This is a genomic window from Bifidobacterium santillanense, from assembly GCF_018555385.1.
Lineage (GTDB): Bacteria > Actinomycetota > Actinomycetes > Actinomycetales > Bifidobacteriaceae > Bifidobacterium > Bifidobacterium santillanense.
Genome location: NZ_JAFEJS010000010.1, coordinates 25,683 through 51,182 on the forward strand (window position 1 = coordinate 25,683; position 25,500 = coordinate 51,182).

11 protein-coding genes, 1 tRNA gene and 2 pseudogenes are annotated in these 25,500 nt (G+C 69.4%); 2 read left to right on the forward strand and 12 right to left on the reverse strand.

The window, feature by feature from the left end; translation table 11 throughout:
• Positions 1-43: 43 nt before the first annotated feature.
• The 11 genes and pseudogenes from JS528_RS08930 to JS528_RS08975 form a co-directional block, all read right to left on the reverse strand.
• Entirely contained in the window at positions 44-2,803 is a 2,760-nt protein-coding gene (locus JS528_RS08930; RefSeq protein ID WP_214358718.1) for a polyribonucleotide nucleotidyltransferase, read from the reverse strand.
• 359 nt (positions 2,804-3,162) lie between these two features.
• Positions 3,163-3,432 (reverse strand): 30S ribosomal protein S15, encoded by a 270-nt coding sequence (gene rpsO / locus JS528_RS08935; protein WP_214358719.1) that lies wholly within the window; start codon positions 3,430-3,432, stop codon positions 3,163-3,165.
• A gap of 113 nt (positions 3,433-3,545) precedes the next feature.
• Complete coding sequence (locus JS528_RS08940; RefSeq protein ID WP_214358761.1) at positions 3,546-4,235, reverse strand: hypothetical protein; 690 nt, start codon at positions 4,233-4,235, stop codon at positions 3,546-3,548.
• A gap of 258 nt (positions 4,236-4,493) precedes the next feature.
• A tRNA-Gly gene (locus tag JS528_RS08945) sits at positions 4,494-4,567 on the reverse strand.
• A 57-nt stretch (positions 4,568-4,624) separates the two neighbouring features.
• On the reverse strand, positions 4,625-5,794 hold the full coding sequence (locus JS528_RS11425; RefSeq protein ID WP_240541432.1) for a biotin--[acetyl-CoA-carboxylase] ligase: 1,170 nt from the start codon (positions 5,792-5,794) through the stop codon (positions 4,625-4,627).
• 101 nt (positions 5,795-5,895) lie between these two features.
• Entirely contained in the window at positions 5,896-7,788 is a 1,893-nt protein-coding gene (locus JS528_RS08955; RefSeq protein WP_240541433.1) for an alpha-amylase family protein, read from the reverse strand.
• Positions 7,789-8,084: 296 nt separating this feature from the next.
• Positions 8,085-8,750 (reverse strand): holo-ACP synthase, encoded by a 666-nt coding sequence (locus JS528_RS08960; RefSeq protein ID WP_214358720.1) that lies wholly within the window; start codon positions 8,748-8,750, stop codon positions 8,085-8,087.
• A 101-nt stretch (positions 8,751-8,851) separates the two neighbouring features.
• Positions 8,852-10,921, reverse strand: a pseudogene (locus JS528_RS11900) (beta-ketoacyl synthase N-terminal-like domain-containing protein); the annotation flags it as partial.
• A 59-nt stretch (positions 10,922-10,980) separates the two neighbouring features.
• Positions 10,981-18,337, reverse strand: a pseudogene (locus JS528_RS08965) (fatty acid synthase subunit beta domain-containing protein); the annotation flags it as partial.
• A 130-nt stretch (positions 18,338-18,467) separates the two neighbouring features.
• Positions 18,468-20,075, reverse strand: a complete 1,608-nt coding sequence (locus JS528_RS08970) for an acyl-CoA carboxylase subunit beta (protein ID WP_214358722.1) — start codon at positions 20,073-20,075, stop codon at positions 18,468-18,470.
• Positions 20,072-21,982 carry an acetyl/propionyl/methylcrotonyl-CoA carboxylase subunit alpha gene (locus tag JS528_RS08975; RefSeq protein ID WP_214358723.1) on the reverse strand — a complete coding sequence of 637 codons (1,911 nt, stop codon included), beginning with the start codon at positions 21,980-21,982 and terminating at the stop codon, positions 20,072-20,074. The genes JS528_RS08970 and JS528_RS08975 overlap by 4 nt, the downstream gene beginning before the upstream one ends.
• 175 nt (positions 21,983-22,157) lie before the next feature.
• Between JS528_RS08975 and JS528_RS08980 the strand changes: the two genes are divergently transcribed.
• On the forward strand, positions 22,158-22,763 hold the full coding sequence (locus JS528_RS08980; protein ID WP_214358724.1) for a biotin transporter BioY: 606 nt from the start codon (positions 22,158-22,160) through the stop codon (positions 22,761-22,763).
• A 72-nt stretch (positions 22,764-22,835) separates the two neighbouring features.
• Here JS528_RS08980 and JS528_RS08985 read toward each other — a convergent pair whose 3' ends face one another.
• On the reverse strand, positions 22,836-23,717 hold the full coding sequence (locus JS528_RS08985) for a biotin--[acetyl-CoA-carboxylase] ligase (protein ID WP_214358725.1): 882 nt from the start codon (positions 23,715-23,717) through the stop codon (positions 22,836-22,838).
• Positions 23,718-24,076: 359 nt separating this feature from the next.
• On the opposite strand from JS528_RS08985, the gene JS528_RS08990 reads away from it, so the two are divergent.
• On the forward strand, positions 24,077-25,444 hold the full coding sequence (locus JS528_RS08990) for an amino acid permease (protein ID WP_240541437.1): 1,368 nt from the start codon (positions 24,077-24,079) through the stop codon (positions 25,442-25,444).
• Positions 25,445-25,500 lie beyond the last annotated feature (56 nt).

Genomic DNA, 25,500 nt, shown 5'->3' on the forward strand with positions numbered 1-25,500 from the left:
TCCGGAAGGAACCGGGCACAAGGGCCTCTCAATCAATCAGCGATCAGTCCTCGAACGGATCGAAGTCGCGACGCACGCGGCGGCGCGGGCGCTCGGTGCGCTCGATGCGGTCGGCGTGGTACTCGTCGTAGTTCTCGTCGGTCGCGTAGCGCGGGTTGCGGTCGTAGCCGCCACGGCCGCGGGAGGAACGGCGATCGTCGTCGCGATCGGAGGAACGACGGCGACGCGGACGATCATCGTCGCGATCGGCGCGGGAGGAGCGGCGGTCGTCGCGATCGTAGTCGCGATCGTCGCGATCGGCGGAACGACGGCGGCGCGGACGATCATCGTAATCGTCGTCACGGTCATCGCGGGCCGGACGGCGGTCGTCGCGATCGTAGTCGCGATCGTCGTCACGGTCGGCGGCGCGACGACGGCGCGGACGATCATCGTAATCGTCGTCACGGTCATCGCGATCGGCACGGCGACGGCGCGGACGGTCGTCGTAGTCGCGATCGGAGGAGCGGCGGTCGTCGCGACGGCCACGGCCGCCACGGCGATCATCGCGGTCGGCGCCGCGGTCGCCACCGCGGGAGCCGCCACGAGAGGCGCCGGACTCCTGGTCCTCGAAGCCGGGGATGGCCAGGGAGATCTTGCCACGGTCGTCGACGCCCTGGACGACGACCTCGACGGTGTCGCCCTCCTTGAGCACGTCCTCGACCTGATCGATACGCTCGCCGTTGGCGAGGTTGCGGATCTGGGAGATGTGCAGCAGACCGTCGGTGCCCGGGGTGAGGTTCACGAAGGCGCCGAACGACGTGGTCTTGACGACCTTGCCGTTGTAGGTCTCGCCGGCCTGGGGCACGTGCGGGTTGGCGATGGAGTCGATGATCTGCTTCGCCTTCTCGGCGGCCTCGCCGCCCTCGGAGGAGATGAAGACGGTGCCGTCGTCCTCGATCGCGATCTCGGCGCCGGTGTCCTCCTGGATCTGGTTGATCATCTTGCCCTTCGGGCCGATGACCTCGCCGATCTTGTCGACCGGGACGGTGGTGGTGATGATGCGCGGGGCGTACTCGCTCATCTCGGCCGGGCCGTCGATGCACTCGTTGATGACCTCGAGGATCGTGGTGCGGGCGTCCTTGGCCTGCTGCAGGGCGGCGGCCAGGATGTCGGCCGGGATGCCGTCGAGCTTGGTGTCGAGCTGCAGGGCGGTGATGAACTCGGAGGTGCCGGCGACCTTGAAGTCCATGTCGCCGAACGCGTCCTCGGCGCCCAGGATGTCGGTCAGGGTCTTGTAGATGTGCTTGCCGTCGACGTCACCGGAGACGAGGCCCATCGCGATGCCCGCGACCGGAGCCTTCAGCGGGACGCCCGCGGCGAGCAGGGACAGGGTGGAGGCGCACACGGAGCCCATCGAGGTGGAACCGTTGGAGCCGATGGCCTCGGAGACCTGACGGATGGCGTAGGGGAACTCCTCGCGGTCCGGCAGCACCGGGACGAGGGCCTTCTCGGCGAGGGCGCCGTGGCCGATCTCGCGGCGCTTCGGGGAGCCGACGCGGCCGGTCTCGCCGGTGGAGTACGGCGGCATCTCGTAGTTGTGCATGTAGCGCTTGGACTGCGGGCCGGACAGGGAGTCCAGCTGCTGCTCCATCTTGAGCATGTTCAGCGTGGTGACGCCCAGGATCTGGGTCTCGCCGCGCTGGAACAGGGCGGAGCCGTGGACGCGCGGCACGATGTCCACCTCGGCGGACAGGGTGCGGATGTCCTTGAGGCCGCGGCCGTCGATGCGGTAGTCCTCGGTGAGGATGCGGCGGCGCACGATCTGGCGCTGCAGCTCCTTGAACGCGTTGCCGAGCTCCTTGTCCTTCTCGTCGTCCGCCATGTCGGTGAACTCGTTGGCGAGGATCTCGCGCACGTGCTCCTTGATCTCGTGGATGCGCTCCTGACGCGGCAGCTTCTCCGCGATGGTCAGGGCCTCGTCGAGGTCCTTGTGCGCGATCTCGTCGATGCGGGCGTACAGTTCGTCGGTGTACTCCGGGAAGAGCGGGAACTCCTTGGTCTCCTTGGAGGCCTTCTCCTTGAGCTCGTTCTGCGCCTCGCAGATGACCTTGATGAACGGCTTGGCGGCCTCGAGGCCCTCGGCCACGACGGCCTCGTCCGGCTTGGTCTGGCCCTCGTCGTAGATGAGGTGCCAGGCGTTCTTGCCGGCGCCGGCCTCGATCATGGCGATGGCGACGTCGCCGTTCTCGACGACGCGGCCCGCGACGACGATCTCGAAGACGGCGCGCTCGCGCTCGCTCCACTTCGGGAAGGCGACCCACTGGCCGTCGATCAGGGCCAGACGCACGCCGGAGACCGGGCCGCCGAACGGCAGGCCGGAGATCATGGTGGAGGCGGAGGCCGCGTTCAGGGCGACCACGTCGTACGCGTCGTCCGGGTTGACCGCGAGCACGGTCTCGACGACCTGGACCTCGTTGCGCAGCGTGTGCGGGAACAGCGGGCGCAGCGGACGGTCGATGATGCGGCAGGCCAGGATCGCGTCGTTGGACGGACGGCCTTCGCGGCGGAAGAACGAGCCCGGGATCTTGCCCGCGGCGTACATCTTCTCCTCGACGTCGACGGTCAGCGGGAAGAAGTCGTAGTTCTCCTTCGGGCTGGAGCCGGCGGTGGTGGTGCTCAGCACCATCGTGTCGTCGTCCAGATAGGCGGCGACGGCGCCGTCGGCCTGCTGGGCGAGACGGCCGGTCTCGAAGCGCAGCGTGCGCTTGCCGAATGAACCATTGTCGATCACGGCCTCGGCGGCCTTGATTTCGGGACCCTCCATAGGGTTCCTCCTTTGTTCTGTTATCGTGTGTGCTTTTTCCTAGACAAACAGTGCCCTCTTCAGCTGGGCGGGCTCTTACATTCGCATGTGTTGCGGGCGTGTGCTTCGGCCTTGCGGCCCCGCGGCTCGTGTCGTTTGGTCCTACCCGACGTGCCTCCGCCGCGTTTCCCTCGTGTCAACCCCTTCGAGAGGTGAGTCCTCTTGCCGGCTCCTCCATCGGACCTTCCGGACCGGACCTTCCGGTCTTTTCCTCCGTGCGGAGCCTGTTCTTCCGGCTCGCTCCTACTTCGTTCGTGTTGCCGTGTGCAGGCGTATGTAAAAACGCCCGAACGCCGATGGCGCCCGGGCGGAAGTCTTCATTATCGACGCAGACCAAGCTTCTCGATCAGCGCACGGTAACGGTTGATGTCGTTGCGCTTGAGGTAGTCAAGCAGAGCGCGACGGTCACCGATCATCATCTGCATACCACGACGGGAGTGGTGATCGTGCTTGTGCTGCTTCAGGTGCTCGGTCAGATCGGCGATGCGCTTGGAGAGCAGGGCGACCTGGACCTCCGGGGAGCCGGTGTCGCCTTCGTGCGTCGCGAACTCGTTGATGATCTGGGTCTTCTGTTCAGCCGTCAGTGCCACGGCGTCCTCCTTCAAGGTTGATTGTTGCGCGGTGCTCCGGGCACGATGCTCGAAGCGCTCTCTATCCGCGGGCGATTTACGCCAAATGGAAAGTATAGGACGGGGGCCGGACGTCACACGGTGGTGAGGAGGCCGCCGAACATGACGACGAGGAGGGCGATCACCTCGATCGCGAAGAAGAGGATGAACGAGGCCCAGCTGCGCGTCAGGACGTTCAGGGGCGAGTCCTTCCTGATGACGACGAGCAGACCGACCCAGATCACCGCGAACACGGCCACTCCGAATCCGGCCGCGATGATGCCGAGGTTCGCGGCGTTGGCGACCGCGGCGGAGTCGCCGTAGACGACGTAGGTCGAGTACCAGAAGTCGAACTTGAGCAGACTCACGCCGGCGGCGAGCTGTTCGCCGGCGAGCGCGAACGCGAAGATGATGCGCCACAGCCATCGTCCGGAATCGACGATCGCCAGTCCCAGACAGGCGATGGTGACCAGCGTGACGGTCCAGGCGAGGAACGCCATGCCCTGCGGGGTGAACACGTTGAGCTTGTCGGTCAGCCAGGCGGTGTTGCGCACGGCGAGCATGCGGCCCAGCCAGTACGGCGCGATGATCGCGACGAGCACGGCGATCGCGTACGCGGCCCACTGCACGGGGTGCGAGCGGCGGCGTTCGATGTCGGCGAGCGAGAGGTCGGTCACGGGGATGGTGGGATCGGGATGCTTGGACACCTCGACCATCTCGACCTTGTCGCCCACGATCTCGACGGCCTCGTTGTCATCGCCGGCCTGCGCCGTCGCGTCCCTCATGGTCTCCGCGGCCTTCGCGGTCCCGCCGTTGCGCGTCATACTCCCCCGTTCCGTGAGCCGATCCCTTGCCGTATTCATTACCGTCCCATGGTACTCGCCCGTCATGCGGGAGCTATCCGCGCCATCTGCCGACCGGTCCGGACCGCTCGCCGACACCTCTCAGCGAGAGATATCCGCCGGTCGGTGGCATGGATGGCACGGTGGGATGCCGGATGGGGGCGGAAACGACAAAGGCCCCGGATTTCCGGGGCCTTCACATGGAGCGGATGACGGGAATCGAACCCGCGTAATCAGTTTGGAAGACTGAGGCTCTACCATTGAGCTACATCCGCGTGCCGAGCCGTTCGCGATGACGCGAACGAAACAACTCGAGCAAGTATACACGATGGTCATACATCGCGCTCGGGCAACACTCCCACGTCGGCGGTGCGCACCGTGTGTTCGACGCCGTCGCGGTCGCGCAGAACCAGCGAGGCGTCGGGGTTCAGGTCCTCGGCGACACCCTCCAGCTCGGCGCCGTCGACGAAGTGGGCGACGGCGCGTCGTCCGAGCGTCCAACTGCGTTCGCGGGTCTCGCGCAGCAGGAGGGCGGCGCGGCGCTTCGGATCGGCGACGAACGCGGCGAGACGGCGACGCAGGGAGCGCACGACTCCGGCGGCGATCGCGTCGCGCAGCGCGTCGGGCGCAGGCAGCGGCGCGTAGTGCAGCTGCAGCGAGGTCGATTCGGCCGTGGGCAGGCGGTCGGCGGGCACGTTGAGGTTGAGGCCGATGCCGAAGACGATCGCGACGGCGGAGTCGGCCCGAACCGTCGAGTCGTTCGGACCGCCGGCGGGCACGGCCGCGGCGGCCGGAGCGGACAGGGGGACCATCTCGGCGAGGATGCCGCCGAGCTTGCGGCCGCCGAGATAGACGTCATTGGGCCACTTGAGCTGCGGGACGGCGGGCGCCGCGACGGAACGCCCGTGCGGGTCGGCGGCGGTGGAGTCCGCAGAACCATCCGCAGCGGAATGCACGCGGGAATCGACGGCGGCCTTCTGACCGTCCGGCGCGCCCAACGCATCGAACGCGCCGCGTACCGGGCGGGCGCCGCTGATCGCGAGCGCGTCGTCGAGCGCGTCGAGCACGGAGAGGCCCGCGATCATCTGCAGCCAGCCGTTGACCGATTCGTCGGTCGCGACCGCGCGCGGCACGGCGACGACGAAGGTCACGGTGAACGACTCCCCCGGTCGGCTCGTCCACGTGTGGTCGAGCCGGCCGCGTCCGGCGGTCTGGGCATCGGCGGCGACTACGGCGACGGGCACGGCCGAACGGGCGGCACGACTGGATGTGGAAGGTCCACTGACGGAAGATCCTCTCGCGGAGAGCTCATCGCCCGATACCCCGGACAGGACGGCACCGAGCCGTCCGTCGACGAGCAGTTCGCGGGCGAGGGTGTTCGTCGAGTCGATCTCGCCGAGAAGGAACGCGGCGTCGGCGGCGCGGTTGGTCGCCGGCATGCGGGTCGCGGCGGCCGTAGCAGCGGCGGTCAGGTCGGGGATGGTGTCATTGGGGAGCGTCATGGTTTCCGACTGTAGTCGTGATACATGGACCAGGAAAGCGAAACCGCCCGGCGACGCGGCGTGCGTCGACCGGGCGGCCTTCGGGAACGAGGCGAGCGGGACTACTCGCGGGTGACGATCACCTGGTACTCGTACGGTCCGAGTTCGACCGGACCGGCGGGCAGGGTGGCGTCGGGGGTGCTGTCCATCGTCGCGGCGGACGTGGCGTCGGCGAAGTTGAACAGGCCCACGATGGTGCGGTCGCCGGACTTGCGGACCACAGCGAGGACGGCGTCGTCGTGCGTGTCCCACGTGGTGACCCAGGCGTCGGGCGCGAAGCAGGGGTCGGAGCGCATCTCGCGCAGGCCCTCCATGCCGTCCCACAGGCGGTTCTGCAGGGTGCCATCGGTGTGGCGCTCGGCGGCCTTCGTCCAGTCGAACGGGCTGCGGTGCAGGTTGCGGCTGTCCTCGATGCGGTCCGGGTCCTCCTTGTACTCCCAGCCGTTGAGCTGGCCGATCTCGTCGCCGCAGTTGAGCATCGGGAAGCCCCGCAGGAACGCCATCGCGCGGTGCATGAGCAGGTCGCGCTTGATGGACTTCTCGTAGGCGGGCTTGTCGTGCGTGATGATCGCCTTCTCGACGCCGCACAGGGAGGCGGTGGTGCCGCAGCTGCGCGCGTCCTTGGTGGCCTCGTCGTAGTTGTACAGCTCGCCCATGGCCCAGCTGCCCGGGACCGCGCCCTCGTAGAAGTGGTACAGGAACTCCTTGTGCTTGAGCGGGTCGATGGCGAGGCGCACCTCCTCGTCCTCGTCGAGACCCCAGCCGATGTCGTCGTGGCAGCGCAGGTAGTTGACGAACCAGCAGTTCTCCGGCAGGGCGTTGAGCTTGTCGATCTGGGCCTTGAGCAGACGCACGTCGCCGCTGGCGAGCGCGCTCCACAGGTTGACCATGATCGAGACGTTGTACAGCATGTGGCACTCGGGGCGCTCGGGGGTGCCGAAGTAGGCGGCGAGCTCCTTGGGGGCCATGACGACCTCGCCCTTGAGCACGACGGCCGGGCAGACGACCTCGAGCATCATGCGCATCATGCGCACGATGGTGTGGACCTGCGGCAGGTTGCGGCAGTTGGTGCCGAGCTGCTTCCAGATGTACGGCACGGCGTCGATGCGGAAGACCTCGACGCCGAGGTTCGCCAGGTGCAGGACGCTCTTCATCATCGCGACGAAGACCTTGGGGTTGCGGTAGTTGAGGTCCCACTGGAACGGGTAGAACTGGGTCATGACCCACTTGCCCATCTTCTCGTTCCAGGAGAAGTTGCCGGGGGCGGTGTTCGGGAAGACCTGCGGCACCTGGGAGTCGTACTTGTCCGGGACGGTGCGGTCGTCGTAGCAGAAGTAGTAGTCCTGGTACTCCGGGTCGCCGGCCTCGGCGGCCTTGGCCCAGCGGTGGGAGGACGCGGTGTGGTTCATCACGAAGTCGAGGCACAGGCTGATGCCGGCCTTGCGCAGCTTCTTGGTGAGGGCGGCGAGGTCCTCGTTGGTGCCGATGCGCGGGTCGACGGTGTCGAAGTCCTCGATGGCGTAGCCGCCGTCGTTGTTCGGGTGCGGCATCTGCAGCAGCGGCATGAGGTGCAGGTAGGTGAGCTTCTGCTCCTTGAGGTAGTCGATCTTGCCGGCCAGCTTCTTCAGGTCGCCGGCGAACAGATCGGTGTACATGGTCATGCCGAACATGTCGCCGCGCTTGTACCACTGCGGGTCCTGCTCGCGGGCCTTGTCGAGGTCCTTGAGGTCGGCGGGGCGGGCGGCGTATGCCTCGGCCATGGAGCGCTCGAACTCCTTGAGCTCGGGGGAATCGCCGTAGAGCATGCGGAACAGGGACTCGAGCTCGTCGCGGTGACGGGCGAGGCGTGCGTCGAACGTCTCGTCGGTGGCGGCCGGCGAGGGGACGGACTTGACGGGCTTCGTTGCCTTGGCGGACTTCGGATCGGACTTCGCGGCGCGGGACTTGGCGACCATCTTCGACTCCTTGGGTTGTGCTCGAACTTCGTTGTTGTATCGACTGCACTTTCATGGTAACCGCGCGCGCGCGATTTATCAAACCGGTTCGATAGCCGGCGTGTCGAAACGGTTCGATATGCGTTCGAGGAGATTGACGACCGTCCTCGACGTGCGATCGGCGCACGTCCGATACCGGATGGAGAGGTTGGTGCGATCGGCGCGGCAACGCGGATGGCGGCCGGACGAGGGACGACGCGGCCAAGCCGGCAATCATCGGAAACGAGGCCGCCCGAAGAGACGAGGTCGTCGGACAATCAGTCGAAGGCCAAAATGACGACGGCCGAGGCGACGGGCCCGTCGTGGCTCAGGGAGAGGTGGATGCGGACCGGGGACGGCGATGGCGACGGGCCGGCTTCGAGCCGACGGACCGCGGCCGCGGAGGACGCGGCGGCGGCGCGCATCACCGCGTAAGGACCGGCGGCCGGATCGACGGAGGCCGACGCCGACGGGCCCATGTAAGCGCCGACGGACGCCGCGGCGCCGAACGAACCGGACGACCCCGACGAGCCGGGGCGTCCGTACCCACCCGTCGATATCACACTTCCGGACGTGCCGGCCTCGGCGATCGCGGCGGCCATCGACGAGCGAAATGCGACGGCCGCCTCGCCGGACGGCGTCACATGAGGCACGCCGCGCGAATCGTCGAGGACCTCGATCGAGGACCATGGGAAGTCGTCGAGCGTGAACGGGTAGTCACCCTCCCCCAGCGCCTCGCACCACGCCTTGAGGAACGCCTCCTTGCCGGCCCACTTGGCCGCCAGATGCACGGCCTCGCCGTCGTTCTTGAGACGGGCGCGGGTCGCGGCCTGGCGCACCTCGCGCACCGAGAACAGCCCGCGCATGCGCGAGCCCGGTTCGGCCAGCTGTTCGCCGAACGCCGCCACGTCGACCACGTCGTGGCCCAATCCCAATACACTCATGGACATCACCCTACCCGCTTCAAGGCCGCACCGACCGAATACGGAGCGAGGGGAGCGTCCCGGCGGATGATGCTCCGCGGGATCGCTCCCCTCGTGGCGGATCAGGCCTCGAAGTAGCCGGAGGCGTTCAGGCGCGCGTCCGGGTCGAGCAGCATGGCCTTCTCGACCTCGTGGGCGTCGTAGCGCGAACCGTCGGCCAGGCGCGTGCCGTCCTCGCGGAAGCGGCGGTTGTCGATCGGCTCGTAGAGCGCGGCGCGGCCCATCATGCCCTCCTCGAGGCGGCGCTGGCCGGCGGCCAGACGGGTGTTGGCGCGCTCGCGCCACGCCTCGAGGGCCGCCTCGCCGTCGGCCTTGGCCACGGCCGCCTCGAACGCGCCCGGATGGACGAGCGCGACGAAGCCGGAGACGTGTCCGAAGCCGAGCGACGTGGCGAGTCCCGCCTTGACCGGCGCGCCCTCGGCCGTGCGGCCGAACGCGTCCTCGCCGCCGCCGATGCGCAGCGGCCTCCTGAGCCAGACCATGTGGTCGTCCTTCGCGAGCTTCGGGTCGACGCAGTCGAGCGAGGCGTTCGCCGGGATCACACCGGAGCCGAACAGCTGCGTGAGTCCGTTGACCTGGAAGACGCAGGCGCCGCCCTTCGCGTGGCCGGTGAGGGTCTTCTGCGAGATGACGAACAGCGGGTTGCCGTCGGTGCGGCCGATCGCGTGGGCGAGCGTGTTGTGCAGCTCGGACTCGTTCGGGTCGTTCGCGTTGGTGGACGTGTCGTGCTTGGAGACCACGGCGATGTCGTCCGGCGTGACGCCGAGCTTCGCCAGGTCGCGCACCAGCTTCGAGTCGCGTCCGCCGAGGCCGGCGGCCAGGGCGCCGAGCCCCGGGGCCGGGATCGACGTGTGGGCGCCGTCCGCGTAGGAGTGGACGAAGCCGATGACGCCGGCGACCGGCAGACCCAGCTTCAGCGCGATGTCGCCGCGCGTGAGCAGGATCGTGCCGCCGCCCTGGGACTCGAGGAAGCCGCCGCGGCGACGGTCGTTCGCGCGGCTGAAGAAGCGCGCGTCGATGCCCTTGGCGTACATCTCCTCGGAGTTGGCGGTCGCGTTCATGTTGCCGAAGCCGATCACGGACTCGACGCCGATGTCGTCGATCGCGCCGGTGACGACGAAGTCGGCCTTGCCGAGCGCGATCTTGTCGGCGCCCTCCTCGAGCGACACCGCGGCGGTGGCGCAGGCGGAGACCGGCTGGATCATGTTGCCGTAGCCGCCGATGTAGCTCTGCATCACGTGCGCGGCGACGACGTTCGGCAGCGCCTCCTGGAGGATGTCGGTCGGGATCTCGTGGTTGAGGAAGCGGTCGAGGTAGAGCTTGCGCATCGACATCATGCCGCCGAAGCCGGTGCCCTGCGTGGACGCGACCAACGACGGGTGGATGGCCTCAAGGATCTCGGCCGGGTTGAATCCGGCGGACAGGTAGGCGTCCACGGTGGTGACGATGTTCCACAGCGCGATCTCGTCGACGTCGCCGACCATCGAGGCGGGGATGCCCCACTTGACCGGGTCGAAGCCCTTCGGGAACTGGCCGCCGACCGTGCGGGTCATGGCGGCGCGGCGCGGCACGCGGATCATCGAGCCGGCGTGGCGGGTGACGTTCCACTCGCCGGACTCGTCGTCCTTCGCGTAGGAGGTGTGGGCCTCGTCGAGCTTGACGTACTCGCGGGCGACGTCCTCGGTCGGCACGGAGAAGGTGACGTCGTGGTCGAGGTAGACCTCGGCCTCCTCCTCGTCGGAGCCGTCCCTGTAGTCGTTGCCCATGCCCTCCTCGAACGGGCGGATGCCGGAGCGGGCCACGACCTCGTCGTGGTAGCGTTCGGCGATGTCCTCCTCGGGCACGAGGTTGCCGTCGGTGTCGTACCAGCCGGGCTTGGGGCTGTCGGCCCAGGTCAGCAGGCCCATGTTCCACGCGAGTTCCAGCACGGCGCCGGCGTTGAGGTCGACGGTGCCGTCGGGGTGGATGCCGAGTTCGGCCTGGGCGCGCGTGCGGCCGGAGCCCCACGGGCCCAGCTCGCCGACGGAGACGATGACGATCTCGTCCTCCGGACGGGCGGTGACGGACTTCCAGTCGTCGAGGTCGACGTGCGGCTGGTGCGGGGTGTGCGGGGTGGGCAGCGCCTTGATGACGGTCGCGTCGGAGACGGAGCCGTCCGCCGTGCTTTCCGGTTCGCCCTTCGCGGCGTCCGATGCGGCGGCCTTGGCGGCGTCCGCCTCGGCCTCCGCGCGCAGCGCCTTGATGTCGATGGGCTCGGAACCGAGGCCGCCGGTCAGGTCCACGTCGAGCGGCGCCTTGGCGGCCGCCTCGCGCGATTCGGCGGTGCACAGGTCGAGCAGCTTGGCCGCGATCTGTTCGGTCGAGTACGTGTGGATGCCGTGGCGTTCGACGACCGCGACGAGCGGGTCGTTGCCGCCCATGAGTCCGGTGCCGCGCACCCAGCCGATCTTCGGGTGGGCGAAGGTCACGCGGCCCGCCCACGCGTCGCGCTCGGCGCGGGCGCGGTTGACGACCGCGTCGAAGGCCGACTTGACCTCGCCGTACGCGCCGTCGCCGCCGAACACGCCACGGTTCGGGGAACCGGGCAGGACGACGTGGAGACGGTGCTGCACGTCGGTGTCGGCGCCGATACGGGACAGGCCGGCGATCGCGCGCTCGACGCCCCAGAGCATCAGGCGCGCCTGCGACTCGAACAGTTCGCCGGAGTCGGCGAGGGTGCCGTGGACCGGCGGGGCCGCGAACGGGAAGAACAGCGTCGGCTCGTACGCGGGCTTGAGGATGGTGGTCGTCGCGCCGGTCGTCTTCTTCTGGACGTTGCCGACCCAGTCGACGAGCGCGTCGACGTCGCGGAAGCTGGACAGGTTCGCGGGCACGAGCCACAGGCGGGCGTCGCCGGCCGCGTGGGAGCGGTACGCCTGCTTGGCCCACGCCTTGATCGACGGCCTGAAGCTGTGCGACGTGGCGAGGACGGTCGCGCCTCCCGCAAGCAGACCCTCGACCACCTGCGCGGCGATTGAGTTCGGGCTCACGCCGGTGACCACGGCGACGTCGCCCGCGAAGCGGGACGCGGCGTCGTCGGACGAGGCCGGTTCGAGGGCCTCGGCGGCGATGCGGGCGAAGACGTCCTTGAGCGCCTCGTCGTCCGCCTTGGAGGCGAACCACCGCGCCTCGGCGGCGACGGCCTTGCCCAGGCCCACGAAGGAGCCCTCGAGGGCGGAGGCGTCGTGCTCGTAGAACGCGCGGGCGAGGTCCTCGCGGGCGGAGGCCCAGCGGTCGTCGAGGAGGATGGCCTTGGCGGCGTCGAAGCGCGGCTCGACCTGCTTGGGCCAGTCGGAGCCGAGCTCCGCGTTGACGGCCTCGACCACGGCGGCGTTCTCGTCCTCGCCCTCCTCGGGGGCCGGGGCGGCCACGCCGAGCTCGTTCAGGACGAAGCGTGCGGTGGCGGCGAGCACGCCGTTCGAGCCGGTGACCTTCTCGGCGAAGGCGTCGAGCGCGGCGGAGTCGACCACCGCGCCGCCGGCCGAACCGCCGGCGGACGGCTTGGAGACGGCCACGCCCTTGGTCTGACCGACGAGGGCCACGGCGTCGTCGATGAGCTGGTCGGCGGCGGCCGCGTTGGCGACGGCGCCGGTCGGCAGCTTCGCGAGGTCGCCGCCGCGGGAGCTCGCGCCCTCGCGGGTGTCGAGCAGGAGCGCGGCGGTCGTGGCGGCCACCCAGCCCTCGCCGAGCTTCCACACGCCGGTCACGCGCTCGCGGATGTGCGCGGGTTTGACGCCGGCGGCGCCGAACAGGGCGCGCAGACGGTCGCGGATGGCCTCGGAGAGGACCGGTCCGAACGGCTTGTAGTTCGGGGCGACCTTGTTGACGAGCTTGGCGAGCTGGTCGAGGGTCGCCTCGGCGGCGCCGTCGACGCTGGCCACGCCCAGTTCGGAGCTGATGTCCATGAGCAGCTGGTTGCGGCGCGAGGAGACGCCGTTGGTCAGGGTGTCGGTGGTGTCGGAGGAGCCGATCTGGTCGAGGCGCAGCTTGGCGGAGTAGGCCATGAGCACGCCGATCGCGTCGGACGCCTTGAACGGCAGGTCCTCGGCCGGGCCGGCGGCCGCGGAACCGAGGTCGGCGACGGCGGAGCCGGCTGCCGGGGCGGCGGCCTGGACCGGGGCCGGCTCGGCGGCAGGCTTGGCGGCGGCGGTCGGAGCGGACACGGCGGCGGGAGCGGGCTGAGCGGCGGCCGCCTCGACCGGGGCGGACTCGGCCTCCGGCTCGTCCGGCACGAGCGAGTCGGAATCCGTCATATAGACGCGGCCCTCGTCGCGGCCGACGTTGTAGACGGTGACGTCGGTGGTGGAGAACTCGGGCAGACGCAGGGTCTTGGCACCGAGGTTCGCGAGGGTCGGGGCGTTGCCGAGGCCGACCTCGACGTACTCCTCGACGCCGAGACCGCCCTGGGCGGCGTGGCGGAAGAGCAGCGACTGGGTCTCGATCCAGCGCACCGGGGAGGCGAACTGCCAGGAGAGCAGCTCGGTCAGCAGCAGGCGGCCGAGCTTCTGGTCGTCCTCCGCGTAGGAGTCCCACACGGCCGGGTCGTCGAGCGCCTCCTTGATGCGGGTCGACGGCACGACCTCGAGGATCTTCGCCGCGAACTCGCGCGTCATCTCGAACGGGCAGGCCACGAGGTTCGGGATGTAGCGGCCGACCAGACGCCCGCGGTAGTCGATGTGCTTGGGCAGCAGCGCGTCGAGCTTGTCGCGGAACTCCGGCACGCCCTTGCGCAGCAGCGTGGAATGGAACGGCACGTCGATGCCCGGCACGAGCATGAACGCCGGCTTGCCACCCGCCTCCCTGGCGCGGCGGTTCGCGTCCTCCTTCAGGGCCTTGAGGCCGGCGATGGTGCCGGCGACCGCGTACTGCGCGCCCGCGAGGTTGTAGTTGACGATCTGCAGGAACTCGCCGCTCTTTTCGGCGACGGACTCCACGTACGCCTTGACGTGCGCGTCGTCCACACCGAACTGGTTCGGGCGCAGCGCGCCCATGCGGTAGTTGGAGCGGCCCTGCGCGTCGCGCTCGATCAAGTGGTGCATCGTCGAGCCGCGGTGGAACACGAGCTCGAGCACGGTCTCCAGCGGGATCACGCCGGCGAACGCGGACAGGGCGTTGTACTCGCCGAGCGAGTGGCCGGCGAAGTAGGCCGGCCAGATGTCGCTGCCGGACTCGCGCAGACGCGCGGTCTGGGCGAACGCGACGGTGGCGAGCGCGACCTGCGTGAACTGCGTGAGGTTGAGCAGTCCCTCCGGGTGGCGGTAGGTGACGCCGTTGGCGGTGAGCTCCTTCGGGTTATCGCGCACGAGGGCGATGATCGAGAAGCCGAGCTTGGCGCGGGTGAGCCTGTCGGCGCGCTCCCACACGTCGCGGGCGGCGGGCGACTTGGCGCGTTCGTCGAGGGCCATGCCCTGCTTCTGGATGCCCTGACCGGGGTAGACGAAGGCGGCGCGCGGGGCGCGGACGAGCGCGGTACCGCGCGAGACGAGCTGTCCGGCGATGCGGCAGGTGACCTCGAGGGCCATGCCGCCGTGGTCGACCTTGCCGACGCGTTCGACGGAGATCTCGACGCGGTCGTTCAGCTGGACCATGCCGTACATGTTGTAGGTCCAGCCGGCGATCTCGTAGTGGGCGCCCTTGTCGTCGGTCGCCTGGGCGGCGTGCTGGGCGGTGGCGGACAGCCACATGCCGTGCACGAGCGGGGCCGCGAGGCCGGAGATGGCCGCGCCGCGCTTCGAGGTGTGGATCGGGTTGAAGTCGCCGGAGGTGCGGGCGAACGCGGTCATGTCGCCCGGAGCGGTGACCGTGACGCGGCGCAGCAGACGGCGCGGCGTCGGCAGGATCGCGGTCCGCTCCTCGCCGTCCTCCTCGGAGGCGGTCGGGTGGGAGGCGAGCCAGTCGCCGTATTCCGGCGCCTCAGGCGGCAGCGCGTCGGAGTAGACGCGGCCGCGGATCGCGAAGCGCTCGGTCTCGCGGGCGAGCAGGGTGCCGTCGGCGGCGGTGTGCGTCACGTGGATGGTGACGACGCGGCCGGAGGCGGACTCGAAGTAGTCCTCGGCCCAGGATTCGAGGGCGACGGTCTCGCCGACGTGCCTGAGGAGCTCGTCCTCGCTCTCCTCGAGTTCAATGAGGTGGTCGAGGTGGACGGCGTTGAGCAGGCCCTCGATGACCGGGTAGCCCTTGACGGACACGGAGCCGAGCGCGGCGTAGATCGCCGGCCAGGCCGGGCCGACCAGCGCGTCGGGCGCGATGCGGGAGGCCCTGAGGGTGTCCGGCAGAGCGCCGCCGGTCGCGGCCTCGTGGTCGTAGCCGAGGTTCGCGGAGAACGTGTAGTGGGCGTGCGCGACGCCGAACGGATGGCCCTTGTCGCCCTCGGCCTTCTCGATCTCGGGCATCGCGACGAGCTCGTCGCCGGTGATGGCGGTGTTGCCGATGCCGGCCGTGGCGGCGAGCATCGCGTACACGTCGGGGATGAGGCGCTCGCGGTTGACGATCGGCATGCCGCCGGTCGCGTCCTTCGGCACCGTCAGCGGGATGACGATGTCGCGCACGGCGTGCTTGGAGGCGCCGCCGTCCGGGTCGTTGTCCCAGTAGGTGTCGAGGTGGATGTCGAGGTCGTACTCGCCCTTGGCCTCGTCGACGGCGCGGATCTCGTAGTCCTTGTCGCCGAGCGCGGTGCCGTAGGCCGGGTTGTCGGTCACGTGGCCGACCCAGGAGATGTTCGGGGACTTGCGGATGAAGTCCTCGGCGTTCACGGCCTCGCCGAGCGTCGCGTAGAGCGGCTCGGTCGCGGCAGTCTCGCCGTCGAGCGTCTTCGCGCGCTCGATCGCGGCGGCCTCGAAGCGGCCGAGGATGTCGGCCACCGGCTCGTCGACGGTCGTGATGCCGGCCACGGAGATCGGGCCGGGGATGACGCGCACGGAGTCAGCCGGGTAGCGCGGGTCCTCGGACTGCCACAGCTGGTCCTGGCCCCACCAGCGCAGCAGGTCGTTGTCGATGACCGGCACGAACGGCATCGGCTTGGGGTATTCGCGCACGAGCACCGGGAACCACGCCTCGTCGGCGGGGGTCACGGTGATGTCGGCGACCTGCGGATACGCCTTCTTCAGGGCGGCGATGGCCGGCGCGGGGTCGGCGATCACGTCGTCGCGCGTCACGTCGAGCCTGGAGTCGAACTCGCCGGAGTCGACGTTGGCGACGCGGGCCTCGATGCGGTGCAGCAGGTCGAGGAAGCGGTCGGCGTACGTGTCGTCGACCCACGGGTAGGCGAGCTCGGCGAAGCGCTGGGCCCACTGGAGGTAGGTCATCGACTTCAGGTCGCCGAAGTACGGCTTGGCGGTCCTGTCGAGCGCGGCGATGATCTCGTCGCGACGGGATTCGAGCTCCTCCGGGTGCTTCATGACGCGCACGAGCAGTCGGCCGCAATCGGCGGAGGCGTTCTCCACCTCGTAGATGTCGGCGTGCAGGTGGGACAGGCCGGAAGCGACGCCGCCCACGGACTTGCCGGACGGCACCCACGTCTCGCCGGCCGGACCGAACGGGTCGGCCTCGCCGGCGGCAGCGGCGGTCTCGGGCGTGATGCCGGGCGTCGCGACGAGCAGCTTCTTGACCTCGGGGCTGGTGTGGGCCTCCTTGGCGGTCATCACGGCGGTGCCGACGAGCACGCCGTCGACCGGCATGTCGGGCAGGCCGTAGGCGCGCGACCATTCGCCGGACAGGTAGTCGGCCGCGCGTTCGGGCGTGCCGATGCCGCCGCCGGCGACGAGCACGAGGTTGTCGCAGGCGCGCACCTCGGCGTAGGTGGAGGTCAGCAGGTCGTCGAGCGACTCCCAGCTGTGGTGGCCGCCGGCGGCGCCGCCCTCGACCTGCATGAGGATGACGGTCGGGGCGACGGCCTTGGCGATGCGGATGACCTGGCGGATCTGGTCGACGGTGCCGGGCTTGAAGCTCACGTACGGCAGGCCGTCCTTCTTCAGCTGTGCGATCAGCGTGACGGCCTCGTCGAGCTCGGGCACGCCGGCGGAGACGACGACGCCGTCGATCGGGGCGCCGGACGCGCGCTTCTTCGGCACGATGCGCGAGGAGCCGAACTGCAGGTTCCACAGGTAGCGGTCCATGAACATCGCGTTGAACTCGACGGTGCGGCCCTCGTCGAGCAGCTCCTCGAGGCGGGCGACGTGGCGGTCGAACACCTCGGCGGTGACCTGGCCGCCGCCGGCGAGCTCGGCCCAGTAGCCGGCGTTCGCGGCGGCCGCGACGATCTCGGGGTCGACGGTGGTGGGGGTCATGCCGGGCAGCAGCACCGGCGGCTTGCCGGTGAGCTCGGAGAACCGGGTGACCAGGCGGTCGCCGGCGGGCGTGGAGGCCACGTGCGGTGCGAACGCCTTCCAGTTCTGGGTGCGGGCGGGCTCGGCGGTCGCGGTGGAGAGCGCGGCGCGCTCGGCGAGGGTGGTCGCCTCGACGACGCCCACGCCGGTGCCCTCGACGACGTTGCCGATGAGCTTGCCGAGCGTGTTGCCCGGACCCAGGTCGACGATCCACAGTTTGGCCGGGTCGGCGTCCTCGAGCGCGGCGCGCACGCGGGCGGCCCAGTCGACGTGGTTGAGGAGCACCTCCTCGGCGAGCGCGCGGGCGCGGTCCTCGTCGAAGCCGCACGCGCCGGCCCATGCGACGGCCTGCTCGACGGCCGGCCTCATGAGCGGGGAGTGGAACGGCAGGGTGACGTCGAGGTATTCGAGCACGGGCGCGAACACGGCGCCGCCGCGCACCTTCTCCTCGCGCAGGCGGGCCTGCTTCCTGTGCTCCTTGGCCGCCTCGACGCCGAACGCGGCGAGGTCCTCCGGGAAGCCGGAGAGCACGTGGTGGTTGGCGGAGTTGGTCACGGCGATGGAGATCGGGCCGCGCGGGTTGTTGACGCGCTTGGCGAGCGCCTCGACCTGGGCGCGCGTGGCGCCGCGCACGGAGAGCATCGGGCTGGCCTCGCCGGCGCGCGGGGTGAGTGCGAGTTCGCGGGCGACCCGGGTGCCGGCGGCGCCGATCAGCGCGGCGGTGGCGAGGATCTCGTCGATCTGGTCGCGGGCGGCGTCGATGGAGCCGGCCTGAAGGATCGCCTTGACCATGTGCACGGCGAGCACGCCCTGCGAGTGGCCGAGCACGGCCGTCGGGTGCGCGCGGGTGACGTCGTAGCCGAGGTGGTTCAGGTCGATGAGCGCGCCGAGCTGGGTCAGGGCGATGCCCTCGACGGAGGCGGTGGCGTCGGCCGCGGCCCCGAGACGGGCCGGGTTAGGCGTGAAGCCGAACAGGTCGACCGGCCGGCCCGTGGTGGCGAGCAGATCGGCGTTGACCGGGGTGAGCTTGGCGTAGGCGGCGTCCACGTGCGCGTGCAGCGCGTCGGCGATCTCCGGGTCGGTGGTTTGGTCGGCGAGCGCGACCGGCCACGGCGTGGACTGGCCGGCGAAGGCGAGCGCGTGCGGTTCGCCCTCGGCCAGGCGGTTGAGGAAGAAGGTGGTCATGATGGTTGGTGTTCCTATCTGTGTTGTTGCGTAGGTCTGTGGTTACGTTCTGCTATGCGGATGGCTCCGTCGGCGGACAGTCCACCGGACTGTCCACCTCCTCGCGTGATCGGTCTGCCGAGCGGACCGATCACAATGGCTGGTTGCCGTGGTGCTTGGTGGTGCGCTTCACCCGCCGCTTGCCGGCGAGCGTCGCTAGGGATTCGACGATCGCCTCGCGCGTCTGCTCGGGGTCGATCATCGCGTCGATCTGCCCGAGTTCGAGCGAGAGGTTCGCGTTGACGGTGGTGGCCTCGTAGTCGGCGATGTACTTCGCGCGCAGCGCCTCGACGTCGTGCCCGGAGGCCTTGGCCTTGGCGAGGTCGTGGCGGTGGATGATGTTGACCGCGCCGGCCGCGCCGAGCACGGCGATCTGCGAGCTCGGCCAGGCGAAGTTCATGTCGGCGCCGATGGCCTTGGAGCCCATCACGATGTACGCGCCGCCGAACGCCTTGCGCAGTACGACGGTGACGAGCGGCACCTGCGCGTTGGCGTAGGCGTAGATCACCTTGGCGCCGCGGCGGATGATGCCGGCGTGCTCCTGTTCGGCGCCGGGCTTGTATCCGGGGGTGTCCACGAGGGTGACGACCGGCAGGTTGAACGCGTCGCACAGGCGCACGAAGCGGGCGATCTTCTCGGAGGCGTCAACGTCGAGGATGCCGGCGTTGACGTTCGGCTGGTTGGCGACCACGCCGACCGGGTGCCCGTCGATGCAGGCGAAGCCGACGAGCGCGGACGCGGCGAAGCGCTCGTGGACCTGCACGAACTCGCCGTAGTCGACGATGCAGCGGATCACGTCGAGCATGTCGTAGGGCTGGCGGTCGTTGTCCGGCACGATGGTCGCCAGGCGCTTGGCGGTGTCGCGTTCGGCGCGGGTGGCGGCGTAGGCGTAGACCGGCGGCCGCTCGTCCGAGTTGGACGGCAGGTAGGCGAGCACGGTGCGCGCGTAGTCGATGGCGTCGGACTCGTCCTCGCCGAGGTAGTGCGCGACGCCGGATCTGCGGCTGTGCACGTCGCCGCCGCCGAGGTCGGCCATCGAGATGGTCTCGCCGGTCGCGGCCTTGACGACGTCGGGGCCGGTGACGAACATGTTCGAGTTCTCGCGCGTCATGATGATGAGGTCCGTCAGGGCCGGACAGTAGACGGCGCCGCCGGCGCAGGGTCCGAGGATCAGCGAGATCTGCGGGATGAAGCCGCTCGCCTCGCAGGTCCTGCGGAAGATGCGCCCGTACTGGGTGAGCGCCGCGACGCCCTCCTGGATGCGCGCGCCGCCGGAGTCGACGATCGCGACGACCGGCACCTTGAGCGAGATGGCCATGTCCATGAGATGGCAGATCTTCTCGCCCTCGGCGGTGCCGAGCGTGCCGCCCTTGACGGAGAAGTCCTGCGCGTAGACGGCGACCTTGCGCCCGTAGACGAGGCCGAAGCCGGTGATGACAGCGGAGCCGGCGACCCCGGCGTTGATGTTGCCGCCCTGGAAGCGGCCGATCTCCTCGAAGCTGCCGGTGTCGAAGAGCAGGTCGAGGCGCTCGCGCGCGGTCCGCTTGTGCTTGGCGTGCTGCTTGTCGCGCGCGCGGCTCTCGGCGTCGCGCGCGAGTTCGGCGGCGCGGATGACGGCGGCGCGCAGCGGCTGCTGCGGCTGCTGCGCGGGCTGCTCCACGGCGTCGCGCACGGCGGGCATGTTCACGATGTCGGTCATCGTGCGGCCTCCTTCGTTCCCTTGGCGTCGGACTTGCCGGTCTTGTCGGCATCGCCGGCCGAGCCGGACGCCCCAACCACGTCCAGCGTGACCAACGTGTCGCCGGCCTCCACGCCGTCGGCGGGGCCGACGAAGATCTTCGTGACCGTGCCGGCGGCCGGCGCGTACACGTAGTTCTCCATCTTCATCGACTCGAGCACGACGAGCAGGTCGCCCTTGGCCACCTGCTGCCCCTCGGCGACGTTGATGCGCGTGACGACCGCCTGCATCGGGGAGGCGATGACGCCGGACTTGGCGCCGTCGTCGACGCTTCCGCGCGCCGGGCCGGACGCGTGCGAGCCAGATCCGCGCAGCGGCTGCGTCGGACGCTTCGCGCCGCGGGCGCGGGCGCCGCCGGTGAGGTTCTCGACGATGTCGAGCGGCACGGTGAGCTTGACCCGGCGGTCGTTCATCTCGATGACGAACGTCTCGGTCTCGTCCCTGCCGCCCGCCTCGGCGCCGGCCGCGCCCGCGGACAGGGACGCCGGCTGCCCGGCGCTGGCCGTGGCGGCCCCGCGGTTGAGGTACGTGCGCTCCAGCCACTTCGTGCTCACGTCGAAGGCGTGGCCGTGCTCGGCGGTGAACGCGTCGTCGCGGAAGATCTCCTTGAACAGCGGGATCGGGGTGGGTACGCCCTCGATCGTCATCTCGTCGAGCACGCGGCGCACGCGCGCCACGGCGGCGAGTCGGTCCTGCGCGGTGACGATGACCTTGCCCATCATCGAATCGAACTTCGGCGAGACGGTGTCGCCCTGGACGACGCCGGTGTCGATGCGCACGCCGGGGCCGGACGGCCAGACGATGCGCTCCAGCGTGCCGGCCGAGGGCGTGAGGTTCGTCTTCGGATCCTCGGACGTGATGCGCAGCTCGAAGCTGTGGCCGCGCGGCTCAGGCGCGGGCGTGAGCTCGCCGCCGGCGGCGATGACGAGCTGCTCACGCACGAGGTCGAGGCCGGAGACCTCCTCGGAGACGGTGTGCTCGACCTGCAGGCGCGGGTTCACCTCGAGGAAGTAGACCTTGCCGTTGGGGGTGACCATGAACTCGCAGGTGCCCAGGCCCGTGTACCCGACCGTCTCGAACAGGCGGCGCGAGTATTCCTTGAGCGTCTCGACGACGCGCTCGGGCAGGAACGGCGCGGGCGCCTCCTCGACGAGCTTCTGGTTGCGCCGCTGCAGCGAGCAGTCGCGCGTGGAGTAGACGGTGAAGTTGCCGTGGGAGTCGCGGCCGGACTGCGTCTCGACGTGGCGGGCCCTGTCGATGAACTTCTCGATGAAGTACTCGTCGAGGTCGCCGCCCTCGAGCGCGTCGTGGTTGGTGTAGAAGCGGCGCAGCTCCTCGTCGTCGCGCACGACGGTGATGCCGTGGCCGCCGCCGCCGTCCGTGCGCTTCATCATGATCGGGTAGCCGTGCGTGTGCGCGAAGTCGAGCAGCGTGCGGATGTCCCTGACGGACTCCGACAGGCCCGGCACCGGCGGCACCTTGGCGCGCATGGCGACGCGGCGGGCGGTGATCTTGTCGCCCAGCTCGGTCAGCGCGGTGTGGTGCGGGCCGACCCAGATCGCGCCGGCGGCCTCGACCTTGGCCGCGAAGCTCGGCACCTCGGAGAGGAAGCCGTAGCCCGGATGCACCGCATCGGCGCCGGACCGGCGGACGATGTCGATCAGCAGGTCCTCGTTCAGATACGTGTCCTGGTAGGTGTCGCCGGGCAGGAGGTACGCCTCGTCCGCGAGGTCGACGTATTGCGCCCCGCGGTCCTGTTCGGCGTACACGGCCACCGTGGCGATGCCCATCTCGCGCGCGGTCCTCACCACGCGCAGGGCGATCTCGCCGCGGTTGGCGATCAGCAGTTTCTTGACATTTTGCCCCATGGCGTCAGATTCTTCTCTCAATCACTGACGCTTTCAACGAAAATGTCTACAAATCGAAGGGGAAACTTTTGTCACGTTCCACAAACGTCACCGTAGCTTCGCGGGATTAGCCTCGGGTGCAACGTCCCGGATGTCGTCATCGCCGGGACTCGAAGCAGAAGGGAACCCACGTCTCATGTCCAACGCACCCATCGCCCCCAACGGCGCCGCGGCCAAGCCGGCCGCAACCAAGATCTTCTCCATCGCCCGCCGCGCGGCCGCCGTCTCATGGCGTCCGGCGCTGTTCGCCGCGCTCATGTGGATCGCCGCCGCGGCCGGCGAGATCCCGATTCCGGGCACCCCGGTGCCGATCACGCTGCAGACCTTCGTGGTGATGCTCGCCGGACTCATGCTCCCGTGGCGTCAGGCCGGCTCGGCCGTCGCCGCGTATCTCGCCGCCGGCGCAGCGGGACTGCCGGTGTTCGCCGGCGGCGCCTCGACGCTGGCGCTGGTCGGTCCGAGCGCCGGCTTCCTGCTCGGCTTCCTGCCGGGCGTCGTCGTCATCGCCCTGCTGCGCGGCAAGGCGGGCAAGTCCGCGCCGCTGACCGCGCTGCGCTACTTCGCCGTGGCCATCGTCGGCGGCGTGGCCGTCGTCTACGCGTTCGGATTCCTCGTCCAGTCCGCGCTGACCGGACTGCCGATCGAGACCGTGGCCCTCGCCTCGATGGGCTTCGTCGCCGGCGACGTCGTCAAGGCGTTCGTCGCCTCCCTCGCCGCCGCCGGCCTCGCCAGGCTGCGCTGAGCGGACCACGGACCGGCCGGGCCGGAGGGACGGGCAGAGTCCCCCTCCGCCCGGCCTATTTCGATCCGCACCTCACTGCAGTAGGCCCACCTCGCTGGACAGCAGCGCGCGAATCTCGCCGTCGTCCGTGCGCACGCTGATCGACGCGTCGTCGTTCAGGGCGACGACCACGCCGTGCACGGCCGATCCGTCGATGAGCTGCGCGTCGATCTCGCGGCCCATCATCCAGCACACGTGACGCATCTCCGAGCGCAACCTGCCGGACTGCACCAGCGGCGCGCTCACGAACGCCTCCAGACGTCCGCGCAGCGACTCGACGAAGCGGGAGACGATGCCGTCGCGCAACGCCTCGATGCCGGGCAGCGGGCCCACGTTCATCTGCAGCGACGTGGCCTTCGCGGTGGGCAGACGATCGGCGGGCACGAGCAGGTTGGCGCCGAAGCTGAACGCCACCGCGCGTTCCGACGCATCCCCCGGCACCGGCATGACCTCTGTCACGGTGCCGCCGATCTTGAGCCCATGGCAGTAGATGTCGTTGGGCCACTTGAGCTTGAATCCGCAGTCCTCGTCGTACGGACGGGCGCCGCATTCGTCGATCGCGCCCTCGAGCGCGTCCAGCGCGGCGAGTTCGGCGATCATCGCGAGCCAGCCGTTGAGCAGCTCGTCGTCGGCCACCTCGGCCGGGACCATCGTGACGACCGTCACGGTGAGCGACCGGCCGGGCACCGTGATCCACGGGCGGCCGAACCGCACCAGGGCGTTGTCCAGATAGTCCGCGGCGATCACGGTGATCGGCGCATGGCCGTCGACGCCCTCGCGCACGACCTCGCCACGTTCGACCATGCGTCGCGCCTCCGCATGCGTCGAGTCCATGTCGGCCACCGAAACGACCTTGTCCGACACCGACCTCGTCCTGTCCAGTCGCGGCGCTGCGACTTTCAGCAAAGAAATCATGTCCCACACCTTACGCCCCGTCGGGTGACGAGTCAAAGCAGACCGTCAACATCGCACGTCCGGCGCGGAGCCCCTCGTGAAAGTGGGCCCCGCGCGTATACTGTTCGCGGCCTTGGGCGCCCCGCGCGGCGCCCGTCGAAGGAAACCGTTCACCATCAACCACGATCGATCAAGAGAGAAGCATGATCAAGACCGACACCGATATGCGCAAGCGCCCCGAACCGGCTCCCCCGTCACCCGCAGGCGACGGCGGCAACGGCAACGACGGCGTCACCGCGAACAGCGTCGCCACGAACGACGGCAACAACGCGCACGACAAGCGCACCAAGCACGCGCTGCACACGAACCTCAAGCGAGGCATGGAATCGCGCCACCTGCAGATGATCTCCCTGGGCGGCGTGATCGGCACCGGACTGTTCCTGAGCTCCGGATACACGATCCAGCAGGCGGGCCCGATCGGCACGATCCTCGCCTACGGCATCGGCGCCCTCATCGTCTACCTCGTCATGCTCACCCTCGGCGAACTGTCCGTGGCGATGCCGGTGACCGGCTCGTTCCACGTGTACGCCGAGAAGTTCATCGGCCCGGGCACCGGATTCGTCATCGCGATCCAGTACTGGCTCACCTGGACGGTGGCCCTCGGCTCCGAATTCACCGCCGCCGGACTGCTCATGCAGCGGTGGTTCCCGCACACGCCCACCTGGATATGGTCGGCGGCGTGTATCATCCTGATCTTCGTCGCGAACGCCCTGTCCGTGCGCTTCTTCGCCGAAGCCGAGTTCGTCTTCGCCTCGATCAAGGTGTTCGCGATCTGCGCGTTCATCCTCATCGGCCTGCTCGCGATCTTCGGCGCCGTGCCGATCTCCGGCTACGACCACGCGCCGCTGTTCGGCAACCTCGTCAAGGACGGCGTCTTCCCGAACGGCTTCATGCCGGTGTTCGCCACGATCCTGACGGTCAACTTCGCGTTCTCCGGCACCGAGCTGATCGGCGTGACCGCCGGCGAGACGCGCGACCCCGAGACCGCCGTGCCGAAGGCCATCCACACGACGCTGTGGCGCCTCGTGCTGTTCTTCATCGGCTCGATCACCGTGATGTGCGCGCTGATCCCGTGGCGCCAGGCGGGCGTGGGCGAGAGCCCGTTCGTGCTGGTGTTCAACTCGATCGGCATCCCGTACGCGGCCGACATCATGAACTTCGTGGTGCTGACGGCCGTGCTGTCCGCCTCGAACTCGGGCCTGTACGCCTCGACGCGCATGGTGTGGTCGATGGGCAACGAGGGCATGATCCCGCGCTGGTTCGCCAAGACGAACCGCCACGGCGTGCCGATGCTGGCCCTGTGCGCGGCGATGGCCGGCGGTCTCTTGGCGCTGCTCTCGTCGGTGATCGCGGCCTCCACCGTGTATCTGGTGCTGGTGGCGTTGTCCGGTCTTTCCGCCGTGGTGGTATGGATCGCGATCGCCTACTGCCAGATCGTCTTCCGCAGGCGCTGGATCGCCTCGGGGCACACGGCCTCCGAGCTCAAGTACGCGACGCCGGGCTATCCGTTCACCTCGTGGGGCGCGTTCATCCTGTGCACCGCCTCATTCCTGCTCGTCTTCTTCGACAAGGAGCAGCGGTTCGCGCTGGTGGCCGAGATCGTCTTCATCATCGTGTGCTACGCGGCCTACTTCCTCCAGCAGTGGTGGCGCAAACGTCACCCGGCGCAGCCGCTCGAGCTGCACTGACGGCGGCATCGACAGGCACCCGCGGAGGGGTGTCCTTCTCCATTGCGGACACGCTC

Coding starts and splice junctions, on each gene's coding strand:
- JS528_RS08930 (WP_214358718.1), bottom strand. CDS start 2,803: ATGGAGGGTCCCGAAATCAAGGCCGCCGAGGCCGTGATCGACAATGGT.
- JS528_RS08990 (WP_240541437.1), top strand. CDS start 24,077: ATGGAATCGCGCCACCTGCAGATGATCTCCCTGGGCGGCGTGATCGGC.
- JS528_RS08980 (WP_214358724.1), top strand. CDS start 22,158: ATGTCCAACGCACCCATCGCCCCCAACGGCGCCGCGGCCAAGCCGGCC.
- JS528_RS11425 (WP_240541432.1), bottom strand. CDS start 5,794: ATGACGCTCCCCAATGACACCATCCCCGACCTGACCGCCGCTGCTACG.
- JS528_RS08960 (WP_214358720.1), bottom strand. CDS start 8,750: ATGAGTGTATTGGGATTGGGCCACGACGTGGTCGACGTGGCGGCGTTC.
- JS528_RS08940 (WP_214358761.1), bottom strand. CDS start 4,235: ATGAGGGACGCGACGGCGCAGGCCGGCGATGACAACGAGGCCGTCGAG.
- JS528_RS08985 (WP_214358725.1), bottom strand. CDS start 23,717: ATGATTTCTTTGCTGAAAGTCGCAGCGCCGCGACTGGACAGGACGAGG.
- JS528_RS08970 (WP_214358722.1), bottom strand. CDS start 20,075: ATGACCGACATCGTGAACATGCCCGCCGTGCGCGACGCCGTGGAGCAG.
- JS528_RS08975 (WP_214358723.1), bottom strand. CDS start 21,982: ATGGGGCAAAATGTCAAGAAACTGCTGATCGCCAACCGCGGCGAGATC.
- JS528_RS08955 (WP_240541433.1), bottom strand. CDS start 7,788: ATGGTCGCCAAGTCCCGCGCCGCGAAGTCCGATCCGAAGTCCGCCAAG.